9 protein-coding genes are annotated in these 14,231 nt (G+C 69.6%); 8 read left to right on the forward strand and 1 reads right to left on the reverse strand.

Going from position 1 to position 14,231, the window contains the following annotated elements; translation table 11 throughout:
• Nucleotides 1-134: 134 nt before the first annotated feature.
• The 8 genes from FZ033_RS19755 to fhuF all read left to right on the forward strand — a co-directional run bounded on the left by FZ033_RS19755 (nucleotide 135) and on the right by fhuF (nucleotide 9,928).
• Nucleotides 135-707, forward strand: coding sequence for an RNA polymerase sigma factor (locus tag FZ033_RS19755; RefSeq protein WP_232847573.1), 573 nt, complete (start codon nucleotides 135-137; stop codon nucleotides 705-707).
• A gap of 246 nt (nucleotides 708-953) precedes the next feature.
• Entirely contained in the window at nucleotides 954-1,919 is a 966-nt protein-coding gene (locus FZ033_RS19760; protein WP_232847574.1) for a FecR family protein, read from the forward strand.
• Nucleotides 1,920-2,099: 180 nt separating this feature from the next.
• Nucleotides 2,100-4,658 carry a TonB-dependent siderophore receptor gene (locus tag FZ033_RS19765; RefSeq protein ID WP_210247925.1) on the forward strand — a complete coding sequence of 853 codons (2,559 nt, stop codon included), beginning with the start codon at nucleotides 2,100-2,102 and terminating at the stop codon, nucleotides 4,656-4,658.
• The gene (locus FZ033_RS19770; RefSeq protein ID WP_149577779.1) at nucleotides 4,652-5,458 is read left to right on the forward strand and encodes an ATP-binding cassette domain-containing protein; all 807 of its coding nucleotides are present in this window, start codon (nucleotides 4,652-4,654) and stop codon (nucleotides 5,456-5,458) included. The genes FZ033_RS19765 and FZ033_RS19770 overlap by 7 nt, the downstream gene beginning before the upstream one ends.
• An 80-nt stretch (nucleotides 5,459-5,538) precedes the next feature.
• Nucleotides 5,539-6,291 carry a sigma-70 family RNA polymerase sigma factor gene (locus tag FZ033_RS19775; RefSeq protein ID WP_149577780.1) on the forward strand — a complete coding sequence of 251 codons (753 nt, stop codon included), beginning with the start codon at nucleotides 5,539-5,541 and terminating at the stop codon, nucleotides 6,289-6,291.
• Complete coding sequence (locus FZ033_RS19780; RefSeq protein WP_149577781.1) at nucleotides 6,288-7,193, forward strand: ABC transporter substrate-binding protein; 906 nt, start codon at nucleotides 6,288-6,290, stop codon at nucleotides 7,191-7,193. The genes FZ033_RS19775 and FZ033_RS19780 overlap by 4 nt, the downstream gene beginning before the upstream one ends.
• Complete coding sequence (fhuB, locus tag FZ033_RS19785; protein ID WP_149577782.1) at nucleotides 7,180-9,159, forward strand: Fe(3+)-hydroxamate ABC transporter permease FhuB; 1,980 nt, start codon at nucleotides 7,180-7,182, stop codon at nucleotides 9,157-9,159. Before FZ033_RS19780 ends, fhuB begins: the two co-directional genes overlap by 14 nt.
• Before the next feature lie 10 nt (nucleotides 9,160-9,169).
• Nucleotides 9,170-9,928: a siderophore-iron reductase FhuF gene (fhuF, locus tag FZ033_RS19790; RefSeq protein ID WP_149577783.1), complete on the forward strand. Its 759-nt coding sequence runs from the start codon at nucleotides 9,170-9,172 to the stop codon at nucleotides 9,926-9,928.
• A gap of 190 nt (nucleotides 9,929-10,118) precedes the next feature.
• Here the strand turns inward: fhuF and FZ033_RS19795 are convergent, their stop codons facing one another.
• On the reverse strand, nucleotides 10,119-14,231 hold the full coding sequence (locus FZ033_RS19795; RefSeq protein WP_149577784.1) for a non-ribosomal peptide synthetase: 4,113 nt from the start codon (nucleotides 14,229-14,231) through the stop codon (nucleotides 10,119-10,121).

Raw genomic sequence — 14,231 nt, forward strand, 5'->3', positions numbered from 1 at the left:
GAGTCTCAAAGATGGGCGGCGCCTGTCCTCCCTTGTCCGCTCGCCATGGCTTGCGGGCGGTCGATCTGCATTTGCGAATGCATTGCATCGATCCGGCCTATGCACTATTTTGTGAGAATTGATTGGATGGTCTGATGATTGGAATTAAAGCGTTGCCCGCTTTTTCCAATGCCGACAGGAAGTTTCGGGTTGTGGAGCCGAAAAATAGAATATTTCTATTAAGCGCCTTCGCGCGGCATTACGACGAGTTGCTGCGTCATGTCGCGCGTCGGATCGGCAATCCGGCTGCGGCGAACGACGTGGTGCAGGACACTTTCCTGCGGATTCATGCCTGCGCACCCACCGCCGAGATCGCAAGTCCGGCGGCCTATCTCTTTCGCGTCGCCGACAATATCGCCATCGACCATCTGCGGCATGAAGCCGTGCGTTCGCGGCTGGTTTCGGCGGACACCGAATATGAGGGCGTCGCTGCGAGCGAGCCGTCTCCCGAGCACACCCTCGACTACAAGCAGCGCCTGCGGGCGCTGGATGCCGCCATCGCCGAACTGCCACCGAAGTGCCGCGAGGTGTTCCTGCTGCACAAGTTCGACGGCCTGAGCCATGGCGAGATCGCCGAGCGCCTCGGCATCAGCCGCAGCATGGTCGAGAAGCATGTGATGAAGGCGCTCGTCCACTGCCGCGACCGGCTCGCGGACCTGCTCGATTAGGCCTCTTCCAACGAAATCGGCGGTGTTCAGGGCGGCGTTCCCGCGGCCAGATGCGGATTCGCGGGAACCGCAGGGCATCGCAAACCCCGGGGATCGAAGCCCCGGAAACACGGCTTTCGTACCCAGGGACGATTTCTGGAAAATTTCTAAATCTTGAGGTGAGGTGCCGGCCGGTCTATTTCGTCAGGAGAGGCAGAGCGGTGAAAAACGGTTCTTCGCCGCAAGGTTCGCTCCACAGGTGCCGGTGTGCGCAAATCGCAAGTTCGAGACACGACAGTCCGACCCACGGCCCGCGATGCAGCGCTCGGCTGGTTCGTCAAGATGCGCTCCGGCGAGGCGACGCCGGCGGAGGTCGCCGATTTCCAGCGCTGGATCGCCGCTGCCGCCGACAACCGCCGGGAATATGACGCGCTGGAGATGCTCTGGGGCGACCTCGACCAAGTGGGCGATCCGCGGCGGGCGGCTGTGTCCGCGGTCCCGGCATCGCGCGCCATGATCTCGCGGCGTGGCGTGTTCCTCGGGGCGGCGGGCGTGGCGGCGGCGGTTGTGGCGGGCGTGGCGCTGGGCGTGCCGGACTGGTTCGACGGCGCCATCCGCACCGGCGTCGGCGAGCAGCGGCAGCTGACCCTCGCGGACGGCTCGCGCGTGGAGCTCGATGCCGATTCCGCCCTGTCGCTCCAGTTCACGCCGCAGGCGCGCCGGCTCACCCTGCAGCGCGGCCGCGCCTTCTTCGATGTGGCACCCGATCCGGCGCGGGCGTTTTCGGTGAGTGCGGCGGGCGGGGTCACCACGGCCACCGGCACCCAGTTCTCCGTACACCTGTGGTCGAACGAAGTAACGGTGGCGGTGAGCGAGAGTGCGGTATCGATCCGCGCGGGCGCTGCCGCGCTGGCCCAGCTCAGGGCGGGGCAAGCGGTGAGCTACGACGCCTCCGGCATCGGCGAGACGGAACAGGTGAGCGATGCCCAGGCCTCCGCCTGGCGGCGCGGCAAGCTGATCTTCGAGGATCGCCCGCTTCGGCAGGTGATCGCGGACGTCAACCGCTACCGGCCCGGCACCATCATGGTCGCCGACAGCACCCTGCTGCGGCTGCGGGTCTCCGGCATTTTCGACATCCGCCAGCCGGACGGCGTCCTGGAGGCCATCACCCGCAGCTTGCCGGTGCGCTCCATGGCGCTCACGCGCTATCTCGTGCTGCTCTACCCCGCCTGACGACGGCGACAAGTCCAGCCGCCGATTTTTTCTCGCCACCAAGGTGAGGTCCCGGCCACCCCCGTCCGTCTCTTGAGATATCGCGGTGATCGGTCCGGACTTTCCGGGTCGGCGCCGCCGCGCAGCTCATCGGGCTTTCGGGGTGCCATGCTGGACTATCGCTGTCGTCGGCCGTCGCGCGTGAGCGGCAAGGCCATCCGTCTCGGCCTGGGCCTCGCCCTTCTGGCCAGCACGGCCATTTCGTCTGGCTTCACCGGTTCGGCCGCCATGGCGCAGCAGGCGGCGGCCATCGCCTTTGCCATCCCGCCGTCCTCCCTCACCTCGGCCCTCACCGCGTTCGGCGATCGCGCCAATCTTCAGGTGCTCTACGCGGCGGATCTGGCGCGCGGCGTCCAGTCGCCGGGCGTGTCTGGTAATCTCCCGCCCGCGCAGGCCCTGTCCCGCCTGCTGGCCGGCACCGGCCTCACCTATCGGTTCACCAGCGCCAACACGGTCACCATCGCCCGGCCGGGGGCGAGCGGCGGCGGCGCGCTGCCGGACGGCGGCGTCCAGCTCGACACCGTGACGGTGGAGGCGGACGGGGTGGCAGGTCCCTTCGTGGCCGTCGATACCTCCACCGGCATGAAGATGGATGTGCCGCTGCGCGAGGTTCCGCAATCGATCTCGGTGGTGACGCGCCAGCAGATGGATGATCGCGGGGTGCAGACCCTGCGCGATGCCATCAGCTATTCCGCGGGCGTCTCGGCCTCGCCCTACGGGCAGGACAACCGCTTCGAGCAGTTCGTCATTCGCGGCTTCGACGAGAACCTGCTCGGCATCTATCGCGACGGCATGCGCATGCCCACGGCGGGCTTCGCCGGCTTCCGCCAGGAGCCCTACGGCATTGCCCGGGTGGATGTGCTGCGCGGGCCGACCTCCACCCTTTATGGCCTCAACAATCCCGGCGGCCTCGTCAACCTGGTCTCCAAGCTTCCGGTGGTGGGGTCGCAGTTCGGCGAGATCTGGGCGTCCTATGGGTCGTTCGACAATATGCAGACGGGTTTCGACATCAATGGCGCCGGTGTCGACGGTTCCAACATCACCTATCGCTTCACGGGGCTGGTGCGGGGCGCCGACACGCAGGTCGACTATGTCTCGAACGACCGCATCTACATCGCTCCGACACTGACCTGGACGCCCAACGCGGACACCACCTTCACCGTGTTCGCCAATCTGCAGCAGGACCGCACCGGCGACACCTACCAGTTGCTGCCGGCGGAAGGCACGCTCTACCCCAGTGTCTACGGGAAGATCCCGCCCTCGCGCTTCCTCGGCGTGCCGGACTGGTCGAAATATGATGGCACCCAGTATTCGGGCGGCTATTTCTTCGAGCACCGCAACGACAATGGCTGGACGCTGCGGCAGAACCTGCGCTACGCCTCGGTGGACGTGGACTATCGCACCGCCTATCCCATCGCAGCCTATGGCGACACAACGACCCTGCTGCGCACCGCCCAGGAAAATAACCAGACGCTGGGCGTCTTCACCATCGACAACCAAGCCCAGTACGACAGCGATCTGGGGTTCGCCAAGAACCAGGTGGTGTTCGGCCTCGATTATTCCAACACCCAGCAGGATGGCACCCAATATGGCGGCACACTGCAGAGCCTGAAAACGGGCTTCTCGCCGGTGGGGCCGATCAATCCCTATTTCCCCGTCTACGACAGCACCGTCGCGCCACTGATCAATACCTTGAACACATCCCAGGAGCTGAGCCAGACCGGCCTCTATGCCCAGGATATGTTCAAGCTTCACGACAAATGGGTGTTCACCTTCGGCGGCCGCTACGACTGGGTGCAGACCGAAAGCTCGACGCAGAGCCCCGTGCTGGCGTACCTCGCGCCGATTCTGAACACCTTTTACGGCGTCAACGTTCCGAGCACGTTCCAGACCAGCGCCAACAACGGTGCCTTCAGCGGCCGGGTCGGCCTGTCCTACCTGTTCGACAATGGCCTGACGCCCTACGCCAGCTATTCCAGCTCTTTCAATGTGATGCCGGGCTTCACCCAGTCCAGCGTGACGGTGGATACGGACTATGGCCCGCTGCCCATCAGCTACAGCATGCAGCCGCTGAAGCCGGAAACCGGCGAGCAGTATGAAGTGGGCCTGAAATACCAGCCCAACAACGGCAAGAGCTATATCCAGACTTCGCTCTACCAGCTTACCAAGCAGAATGCGGTGAGCTTCGACACCACCGACCCCATGCAGCAGGCCTATTACCAGACCGGCGAGGTCCAGGTGCGGGGCTTCGAGGTGGAAGGCGCGGTGGACTTCGAAAACGGCTTCAAGGTCCTCGCCGCCTACACCTATCTGCATGCCGAGGTGACGGCGGACATTCCCCCGGTGGGCGAGCCGAGCATCGTGGGTAACACGCCGGAGCGCGTGCCGGCGCACCTGGCCTCGGCCTGGCTCGACTATACGTTCCAGGACGGCGCGCTGAAGGGCTTCGGCCTGGGCGCGGGCGTGCGTTACGTGGGCTCCACCTGGGGCGATCGCGAGAACACCATCTACGTGCCGAGCTATACGCTGGTGGACGCGGCGGTGCGTTACGCCAAGGACAGCTGGCTGTTCTCGCTCACCGCCAAGAATCTGTTCGACAATGCTTATGTGGGCACCTGCTCCAGCATCGCGAACACTTATATCGGCTGCTCCTACGGGCAGACCCGCACCATCACGGCGCAGGTGACCTACAAATGGTAGGCGCGCTGCGGGCGGAAACGGTGGAGCCGAAGGGCTTTGCGCTGGAAGGAGTTGGCTTTGCCGCCGAAGGCCGTCCGCTGCTGCGCGATGTGTCCTTCACCCTCACGCCCGGCAAGGTGGTGGGCATCATCGGCCACAATGGCTCCGGCAAGAGCACGCTGCTGAAGCTTCTGGCGCGGCAGCAGGCGCCGAGCGCGGGGGCGTTGTTCCTCGACGGGCAAAGCCTGTCGTCGTGGAGCAGCCGGGCGTTCGCCCGCATGGTCGCCTACCTGCCGCAGACGCCGCCGTCCGCCGGCGCGCTCAAGGTGCGCGAGCTGGTGGCGTGCGGCCGCTATCCCTGGCACGGCGCCCTCGGCCGCAAGACCGCGCGCGACGGCGAGGCGGTGGAGACGGCGCTGGCGCTGGCGGACGTGGGTGGTTTCGCCGACCGGCTGGTGGAGACCCTTTCCGGCGGCGAGCGGCAGCGGGCGTGGCTCGCCATGCTGGTGGCGCAGGAGGCGCGCTACCTGCTGCTGGACGAGCCCACCGCTGCCCTCGACGTGGCCCATCAGGTGGAAGTGATGGCGCTGGCCCGAAGGCTGGGCCACGAGCACGGGCTCGGCGTGGCGCTGGTGCTGCACGACGTCAACATGGCCGCGCGCTATTGCGACGAACTGGTGGCGCTGCGCGGCGGGCGGCTGCTGATGCGCGGTCCGCCAGAGGAGGTGGTGACCGCCGACGCGCTCGCCGAAATCTACGGCATTCCCATGGCGGTGATGGCCCACCCGGACGGTGGGTGGCCGATGAGTTTCGTTCGCTGAGCTTCCCCACGACTTAAAGGCGGGGGCTGGACGTGCCGGGTTGCGCGGAGGATGCCGCCGGCCGGCGGAAAGGGGTTCCCATGACTGCGCCGCTGCGCCATCCCTCTGCCTGTTCGGCCTCTGCTTATGCCGCGCTTCCGGGCGCGACGGCGGGCGCGCCTTTGTTCGACACCCTCCTCGCCCACCGCGCCCGGCTGGTGCGGATGGCGTTCCGGATCGTCCAGTCTCGGCACCTGGCGGAGGACGTGGTGGAGGACGTGGCGGTCAAGCTCTGCGAGGGCGAAGGGGTGATCGCGGCGGACCATCCGGCGCCGTTCCTCTACCGCCTGGTGCGCAACCTTGCCATCGACCGGGCACGCCGCCTGAAGCGCGAGCGCAGCCTTGCCGGCAGCGCGGAGGAGGCCGCCCATGTGGCCATGCCTTGCGCCTGCCCGCTGGAGCGCCTGGAGCAGCGCGAGATGCTGGCGGCGGTGATCCGCGCCCTCGACACCCTGCCGCCGCGCACCCGCCTCGCCTTCCTGCGCCACCGCATCGACGGCATGGCGCAGAAGGACATCGCCGAGCACCTCGGGGTGTCGCGCACGCTGGTGAACTTCATGGTGCGCGACGCCACCAAGGTCTGTCGCGACAGCATCGACGCCTATTGCGGGCGCACCACCGCCCGTTGTCCCAAGGCAAGCTGCCCCAAGGCGCGCGCGGCCAAGACGGCTAACCCCGATAAGGCGCAACCGGCCAAGATGCAGCCAGCCAAGACGCATCGTCCCGCCACGCGCTGCCCGGTGGCGGGGCAGCAGTCCAGTGCCCGCCGTGCGCCGCCGAAAGCGGTCGCATGAGGAATATCATCTTCTCCCGCCGCGCGCTGATGGCGGGTACGGCGGCGTTGCTCGCCGGCCGGGCGATGGCCGCTCCCGTGCCACGGGTGGTGGCGTTCGACTGGGGCATCGTGGAGACCCTGCTTGGCCTTGGTGTGGTGCCCGCGGGAGTCGTGGAAGGCGATGGCTATGCGGAATGGGTGCGCGAGCCGGCGCTGCCGCCGGGCGCCCCTGATCTGGGGCTGAGGCTTGAACCCAATCTGGAGGCAGTGGCGCGGCTGAGGCCGGACCTCATCGTCATCACCCCGCAGCTGGCTTCGTTCGAGCCCATGCTGGCACGGATCGCGCCCACCCTCAGCCTCGCCATCTTCGACGAGGACGGCGATGTGTGGATGCGGGCGCGGCAGGTGGCGCTGGCGCTCGCCGCCGCCACTGGGCGTGAGGAGGCCGGTGCGCGCCTTCTGGCGCAGGCCGATGCCGTGCTGGAGGCGGCCCGGCCGAAGGTTGAGCCGCTGACCGCCCGGCCGCTCTATCTCGCCAGCTTCGTGGATGCCCGGCACGTGCGCGTCTATGGCCGCGGCTCCCTGTTCGATGCGGTGCTGACCCGGCTCGGCATCGCCAACGCCTTCACCGGTCCCACCAGCTTCTGGGGCTTTGTCACCTTCGGGCTGGAGCATCTGGCCACCGCGCAGGATGCGGCGCTTCTGGTGTTCGAGCCGGTGCCGCCGGAGGCCCGCGCCACCATGGCGCACGGGCCGCTGTGGCAGCGCCTGCCCATGGTGGAGGCCGGCCGCGTCGGCCTGCTGCCAACCGTGTGGTCGTTCGGCGGCCTCGTCTCCGCCATGCGCTTTGCCCGCGTGCTGGCCGACCATCCCGCTGCGCCCGCCGTCTCCGGCGCGGGGAGGGGGGATGCCCGTGGCTGAACGCTCCGTCCGCCTGTTCCGTCCCGCCGCGCTGGTGCTGGTTCTGGCGGTGTTCGCCGCCGCCCTGAGCGCGGAGAGCCTCTCCGCCCGCATCGGCAGTGGCTCGTTGGTGCAGGCCGTAGTCCGCCCCGGCGCCATGGGCGAGGTTGTGGTGCATTTCAGCTGGCTGCCGCGGCTGCTGGTGTCGTGGCTGTGCGGGGCGGCGCTGGGTCTTTCGGGGGTGTTGATGCAGCAGGTGCTGCGCAATCCGCTGGCCTCGCCAACGACGCTGGGCGTATCCGCCGGTGCCCATCTTGCGCTTGTGGTGGCGACCCTCGCAGTGCCGGGCCTTGCCGGGTTCGGGCGCGAGGTGGTGGCACTGGCGGGCAGCGGCGTTGCCGCCGTGCTGGTGTTCTCGCTGGCCTGGAACAAGGGGCTGGCGCCGCTGGCGGTGGTGCTGGCAGGCATGGTGGTGAGCCTCTATTTCGGCGCCCTCGGCGCCACTCTGGTGCTGTTCAACCAGAATTATCTCGCCGGCCTGTTCATCTGGGGCGCGGGCTCCCTCGCCCAGCAGGATTGGAGCGTGGTGCTGCATCTGGCGCCGCTGGTGGCGGCGGCGGGCCTCGGTGCCGCCCTGATGGTGCGGCCGTTGGCATTGCTGGACCTCGATGAAGAGGGCGCGCGCAGCCTCGGCGTGCCGCTGGTGGGGCTGCGCCTCGCGGCGCTCGCGGTGGCCGTGGTGCTGGCGGCGGCGGTGGTGAGCGCGGTGGGCGTCGTGGGCTTCATCGGCCTCGCCGCGCCGGCGCTGGCGACGCTGGCGGGCGCGCGCACCTTCGGCGCCCGGCTGGTGTGGGGGCCGCTCATCGGCGCGGCGCTGCTATGGTTCACCGACCAGCTGGTGCAGCTTCTGGCCGGGCTCTACGGCGATCTGGTGCCCACCGGCGCGCTCACCGCTTTGTTCGGCACGCCGCTGCTGCTGTGGCTGCTGCCCCGCCTTCAACGGGATGTCCGGCCGCCGCGCATGGCCGCCCCGGTGCTGGAGCCGCGCCTCGACCGGCCGGGGCTGGCGCTTGGCCAGGCGGGCGTCGTACTGGCCGTGCTGCTGGTGCCGGCGCTGCTGCTGTCGCACGATGCAAGCGGTTGGACTCTCGACCTGTCGGGCGATTTCCTCGCCTGGCGCTGGCCGCGGGTGGCGGCAGCGCTTGCCGCCGGCGGACTGCTCGCCATGGCGGGCACCGTCACCCAGCGCGTCACCGGCAATCCCATGGCGAGCCCGGAAGTGCTGGGCCTCACCTCGGGCGCGGCGCTGGCCCTCATCGTGGTGGTGATGGCGCTGTCCGGCGCCGATCGCGCCACCGAGATCGCGGCGGGTGCAGCGGGGGCGGCGCTCACCACCTTCGGCCTGCTGGCGCTGACCCGGCGGGCCGCGTTTGCGCCGGACAGCATCCTGCTCGCCGGCATCGCGCTGGGCGCTTTGTTCGATGCGCTGGTGGTGGCGGTGACGGCCTCCGGCGATCCGCGCGCCATGACGCTGCTGGCCTGGCTCGCCGGCTCCACGGTGCGGGTGGGCGAATCCGAAGCGATCACCGGGCTTGTCGCCCTCGCCGTGCTGGGGGTGGCGGCGGTGCCGTTCACCCGCTGGCTCGATCTGTTGCCGCTCGGCGCGGTCACCGCCGGCGCCGTGGGGGTGGACGTGAAGCTGGCGCGCCTGCTGCTGCTGCTGCTCACGGCGGTGATGACCGCAACTGCCACGCTGATCGTGGGGCCGCTGACCTTCGTGGGCCTGCTGGCGCCGCACCTCGCGCGGCTCGCGGGCTTTTCCCGCGCGCTGCCCCATCTCATCGCGGCGGCCTTGATCGGGGCCCTGGTGATGGTCAGCGCCGATGTCCTGGGGCGCACGCTGATCTATCCCCGGCAGATCCCCACCGGCCTCCTCGCCACGCTCATCGGCGCGCCCTATCTGCTGTGGCGGATCCGGCGGCTGTGAGGGACACTCCATGATCCCCGTCCTCGCCCCCATCTTCCACGGCCCGCTCGAGCCCTATGCGGACACGCTGGTGCTGCCCGGCGACAAGCCCGGCGCCTTTCCGCTGCCCGAGTTGCTCGACCCTGCGCGGCTCGACGCGGCGCTGGACCTTGTGGCCGCCCATTTCGGCGGCGAGGACCGGCGCGCCCTCGCGTCCCTGTTCTCCATCCACTACGTGCACATCCTGATGCCGGTGGTGGTGGTCGCGAACCTGGTGCTCGGCCACCACCTGCCGGTGGCGCTCGATGACCTTGCTTTGGTGCTGGACGAGGAGGGCCTGCCCGACCATTTCGTGCTGCCCCACGACGGGCACGCGGATGGCGAGGTCGACCCGTTCGTGCGCTTCAAGCAGTTGGTCTTCGATCATCTGGAGCCGGTGTTCGCGGCACTGGCGGCGCGCTCTGGTCTCTCCACCAAGGTGCTGTGGACCAATGCGGCCAACCTGTTCGAGGCCATCCTGCGGGAGCTGGAGGGCACGGGGCAGGTCCCGGCCGCCGTGGCGGCGGGCGATCTATTGGTGGCGGCGCCGCGCTGGCCGGGCGGCGCGCGCAATCCCTTCCACGCCCCGGTGCGCTACGAGCCGGGGCCGGGCGGAGAGGGGCGCTGGCGGCGCGTGTGCTGCGTGCGCTACCTGCTGCCGGAGCGCGGCTATTGCAGTAATTGTCCCCACGTGCTTGCGGGCGACAAAACCTCAAAAGGCAAGGCAATGCGTGGGGCGACCGTGCCCTGAGCGCGTGCTGGAGGAGAAACGCGAAGGCCGGATAGGTGGGACGGGCGGTCCCACATCCATGTTCAGGACGCTCGACCAGCCATCAAGCGTATGTCCCGGCGGACAGGCGTGGATGCCCGGCACAAGGCCGGGCATGACGGTATGACTGCGGCTCGGCCTTTCAATGCCCACCGGATCGCGGGCACCACCCTCATTCCGCAGCCCCCGCCAGAGCGGCACAGCTGGGGGCGTCCCAGGCCTTGGCGAGGCTGCGGGCGAAGCTATCGTGGAAGCGCGCGCTGTCCACGATCTCGCGGTGGGTGACGCCGGGGATGACTTCCACCTGGTCCACGCGGGGCGAATAGCGGCTCCAGTCCACGAGATCGAGCCCGCGCGCCACCGAGTTTTCCGCCAGCCACACCCGCACCGGCACGTCGAACGGCGCCATGCGATAGCGCCGGTAAAGCAGGGTGTTGTCGATGAAGGTCCACAGCTCGTATTCCCGGCTGCCGAGGCCCGGCCCGTCCGTGGGCAGGTCGCCGCCGATGGTCTCCACATAGCGCAGGAACTGGGTGAACAGGGTGTCGTCCATGCGGGCGAACAGGTTCTCCCACTCGGCCCGCATGGGGGCGCGGTCGAGCCAGCTTGCGACCTGTCCGGCAAGGCGGGTGCGGTCGGCGGATGCGATGTCGGCGAGCCGGCCCACGGCGAAGTTCACGTCGAGATTGCATACGTCCAGCATGCCGACGAAGCCGATGTCCACCTCGCCGGCCAAAAGGCGCGCGGCCTCGAAGGCCAGTACCCCGCCCCACGACCAGCCGAGCAGCGTGGCGCTGCCGCCGGCGCATTCGGCGCGGATATGGGCGGCGTAGCGCGCGGCGATGTCCTCCACCGACACCACGCTCTTGCGCTCCTCCGTGAGGGAGTAGCACACGAAGCCTGTCACCGGCTGGTCTGGCCCCAGCCTACGCACCAGCGGGGCATACTCGCGGGTGTTCACCATGAGGCCCGGGAAGCAGTAGAGTTTCGGCAAACTGCCGCGCGGGTTCAGCCGCACCACCTGGGTGGCGCCCACCGCATCGGCATCGATGGCGGCGGCAAGGCTTGCCACGTCCTGGTGGCTGAACAGCAGCGGCACGCCGATGGTCTTGTCCGGGAAGCGCGTCCTGAGGGCGTTCAGCACCCTGAGCGCTGCGAGGGAATTGCCGCCGAGGTCGAAGAAATTCTGGTTGGCGCCCACACTGGCGCGTCCCAGCAGGTCGCACCAGATGGCGGCGATGGCCTGCTGCGTCTCGCCCTCGGGCGCGATGATGATGTCCTGCGTTTCAGGCGGGGCGGGCAAAGCGGCGCGGTCCAGCTTGCCGTTGGGGGTCACGGGAAAGGTGTCGAGAACCACGATGCGGCCCGGCACCATGTAGTCGGGCAGGCGGCGCAGCAGAGCGGCACGCAGCGGTTGTTCCTCGGCCACGGCGCCCTCGGCGGGAGTGACGTAGGCGACGAGCCGGGGGGCCGCGCCATCGGTGCGCAGCATCACCAGCGCCTCGCGCACCGTCTCCTCCTGCCTCAGCTGAGCCTCGATCTCGCCGGGCTCGATGCGGAAGCCGCGCAGCTTGATCTGCTGGTCGGCACGGCCGAGATACTCCACCGTGCCGTCGGCGAGCCAGCGGACCCGGTCGCCGGTGCGGTACATGCGCCCGCCTGTGGGGCTGAACGGGTCCGGCAGGAAGCGCTCGGCGGTAGCTCCGGGGCGGCCGAGATAGCCCCGCGCCAGCCCCTCTCCGCCAAGATAAAGCTCGCCCGCGACCCCGATGGGCACCGGCTGGAGCGCGCCGTCGAGCACATAGGCGCGGCGCAGGCCCACCGCCCGGCCGATGGGGGCATAGGACCCGTCGAAGCTCTCGGAGGCCGGCACCCGCCAGGCCATGGGCGAGATCACCGCCTCGGTGGGGCCGTAGCCGTTGATGAGCACCTGCGGGCGCAATGACCGCTTCACCGCCTCGAAGCCGGCGCGGGGCATGGCCTCGCCACCGAAGGAATAGACCTGCACCGGCGGCGGATCCCCCGCGCTCTCCACCCATTCGGCGAGCTGGGTGAGATAGGCGGGCGGGAAGCCGGCGTGGGTGACGCGGTGGCGGGCCAGGGCGTCGCGCGTCTCCTCGGCGCTCCACAGGCCCTGGTCGCGCAGCACGATGGCGCCGCCGAAGGCCAGCGGCACCATCCAGCGCTCGTGGGCGCCGTCGAAGGCGAAGGAGAGGAAGTGCAGCTCCCGCGTCTCCTCGCCGGTACCATAGAGCGCCCCGGTGGCGCGCGCGTGCATGGCGAGGGCGCCGTGGGGCACGCCGACGCCCTTCGGCCGCCCGGTGGAGCCGGAGGTGTAGATGACATAGGCGAGTTGCTGGGGATGAATCGCCAAGTCCGGCACGGTCTCTGGCAGGGCGTCGAGATCGAGCCGCTCCGGCACCAGGGCAGTCACGGCCTGCGGCAGCGCCGGCCCGTCCGCGTCCACAATGGCGAAGGCGGCCCCGGAATCCGTGACCACATCCGCGATGCGCTCGGCCGGATGGTCGGGATCGAACGGCACGAAGGCCGCGCCAGCCTTCAGTACGCCGAGGAAGGCCGCCACCGCGCGCGGCCCACGCCTGAGGCCCACCGCCACCCGCGTCTCCGACCCCGCGCCAAGGCCAAGTAGATGATGGGCGATGCGGTTCGCGCTCCGCTCAAGGTCGATGAAGGACAGGGTTTCGTCGCCGCAGATGACGGCGGGCGCATCGGGACGGCGCCGTGCTGACTCGGCGATCAGGTGGGGCACCAGATCATCGGCGAGGGGCAGGTCGCCGGGCCAGGGCGCCGAGATCTGGTCGAGGGTCGCCGCATCCACCAGCGAGAAGTCGCCGATGGTGGCATCGGGCACGGCAAGGCAGCGCGCCGCGAGGGCCAGGAAAAGCTCCGCCATGCGCGCGACGCTCTGCGACCGGAACAGGTCGCGGGCATAGCCGAAGGCGGCGACGATGGTGCCGTCCGGCTGCTCGGTGGTTTCCAGCACCAGGTCGAAGGCGATGGCGCCGGTGTCGCGCGCCACGGGGGCGAGGGTGAGGCCGGCCATGCGGGCGGGGCGCTCGTCCACCAGATGGCTGTGCATCACCTGGAACAGCGGGCTGCGCGCAAGGCTGCGCTCGGGCTGGAGCGCCTCCACCACCTCCTCGAAAGGCGCATCCTGAAGCGTCTGGGCATCGAGCACAGCGGCGCGGGCGGCATTGAGCAGTGCGCGGTAGCTGGTGGCGCCGGTAACTTCGGCGCGGATCACCAGCGTGTTCACCAGCAGGCCGACGAGGTCCTGCGTCTCCGGCCGGTCGCGGTTGGAGGCGGGGATGCCGAGGCACAGGTCGCGCTCTCCGGTCAGGCGGAACAGCAGGGCCAGCAGCACGGCCATCAGCCCCATGGCGGTGCTGGCACCGGCTTGCTGCGTCACGCTGCGCAGGCGCGCGGCGAGGTCCGGTGGCAGGGTGACGGCGTGGCGCCCGCCGCGATGGCTCTGGGTGGCCGGGCGCGGCCGGTCCGTGGGTAGGGCGAGGAGCGCGCCGCCGTCGCCGAGGCGGGCGCGCCAGCCCTCGATCTGCCGCGCCATCTCGCCCACCTCGAGCCAGTTGCGCTGCCAGGTTGCATAGTCGGCATAGTGCAGGGCCGGCGGGGCGAGCGGGGAGGGCGTGCCGGTCCGCCGGGCGGCGTAGAGCGCCATGAGATTCCTGAGCAGCACGGCGAGGGACGCACCATCGGAGACGATGTGATGCTGGGTCAGCAGCAACACATGGGCTTCCGGCGCAAGGCGCACCAGCGTGGCGCGGGTGAGGGGGCCGGCGAGAAGATCGAACGGCAGGGCGGCGTCGGCGTCAGAAAGGGCCTTCAGCCGGGCCTGCGGGTCGGCGGCGCCAGAGAGGTCCATGTTTTCGAGGGCGATGGGCGCCGTCTCATGGATCACCTGCTCGGGCACGCCTTCCGGCGTCAGGGCGAAGGTGGTGCGCAGGGCCTCGTGGCGGGCCGCGAGGTCGGCGAAGGTGGCGGCGAGGGCATCGGCATCCAGCGCGCCGTCGAGGCGTAGGCCGCCGGCGATGGTGTTGAGGGCGCCGTTGCCGCCCATCTGCTGGGCCACCCACATGCGGTTCTGCGCGAAGGACAGCGGCGCTCGCCCCTGCGGCCGGGGCATAGCCGGGATCGGCAGCAGGCGGAAGTCCACGCCGGCCGCCGCGAGGGCGTCCAGGAACTGGCGGCGCTTCTCCGGCGCCAGCTGGGCGAAGCGGCGGGCGAGGTCGTGAGGCGACGGGGCCAT

The sequence above is a fragment of the Xanthobacter oligotrophicus genome (assembly GCF_008364685.1).
In the GTDB taxonomy this organism is placed as follows: Bacteria; Pseudomonadota; Alphaproteobacteria; order Rhizobiales; family Xanthobacteraceae; genus Xanthobacter; species Xanthobacter oligotrophicus.

What these genes read in the sequence shown, in the direction of transcription:
- FZ033_RS19755 (WP_232847573.1), top strand. Translation starts at nt 135, where the DNA reads ATGATTGGAATTAAAGCGTTGCCCGCTTTTTCCAATGCCGACAGGAAG.
- FZ033_RS19770 (WP_149577779.1), top strand. Translation starts at nt 4,652, where the DNA reads ATGGTAGGCGCGCTGCGGGCGGAAACGGTGGAGCCGAAGGGCTTTGCG.
- FZ033_RS19775 (WP_149577780.1), top strand. Translation starts at nt 5,539, where the DNA reads ATGACTGCGCCGCTGCGCCATCCCTCTGCCTGTTCGGCCTCTGCTTAT.
- FZ033_RS19780 (WP_149577781.1), top strand. Translation starts at nt 6,288, where the DNA reads ATGAGGAATATCATCTTCTCCCGCCGCGCGCTGATGGCGGGTACGGCG.
- fhuB (WP_149577782.1), top strand. Translation starts at nt 7,180, where the DNA reads ATGCCCGTGGCTGAACGCTCCGTCCGCCTGTTCCGTCCCGCCGCGCTG.
- fhuF (WP_149577783.1), top strand. Translation starts at nt 9,170, where the DNA reads ATGATCCCCGTCCTCGCCCCCATCTTCCACGGCCCGCTCGAGCCCTAT.
- FZ033_RS19795 (WP_149577784.1), bottom strand. Translation starts at nt 14,231, where the DNA reads ATGGCCCCGTCGCCTCACGACCTCGCCCGCCGCTTCGCCCAGCTGGCG.